This is a genomic window from Arthrobacter sp. 10T419 (assembly GCF_056394105.1).
Window position 1 is genome coordinate 1 of the sequence record NZ_JBFTHF010000069.1, and the last position, 387, is coordinate 387.

Consider the following 387-nt stretch of genomic DNA (forward strand, 5'->3'; position numbering starts at 1 on the left):
GTGTAGCGTCAGTCTCAGCACATTGATCACCAGGTCCAGTTCCAGCGTGGCGACCGGCTGATCCGCATTACCGAGCAGATTCCACGTGAACATGTTGCCCCGCACGGACGGCGTTTGAGAGATTTCCGATGCCGTGGCCGTCATCACCACGCCGTTGCCGGGCAGGTCCAGCATCGTATTGGCCAACCCGTTCCACGTGACGCCCTGCATCCTGTTCTCGATGGTGTAGCGCTGACCCAGTTCCTCCTTGAACGAGTAGAACTGCTCGCCACCGTAGCGGGACAGCGGAAACGTGCGGACCATGGCGGTCACGGTCAGGTCGCCGATGAAGTCATAGGAGAACAATTCCTGGCCGTCCGCGTCGCGAAAGCTGACGTAGCCGTAAGT

General features: G+C 59.9%; 1 protein-coding gene. It reads right to left on the minus strand.

Annotated features, from left to right (window positions below; genetic code table 11):
* Positions 1–387, minus strand: a 387-nt coding sequence (locus AC1DBD_RS17910) for a hypothetical protein (RefSeq protein ID WP_476982737.1), incomplete at both ends; no start/stop codon positions are given.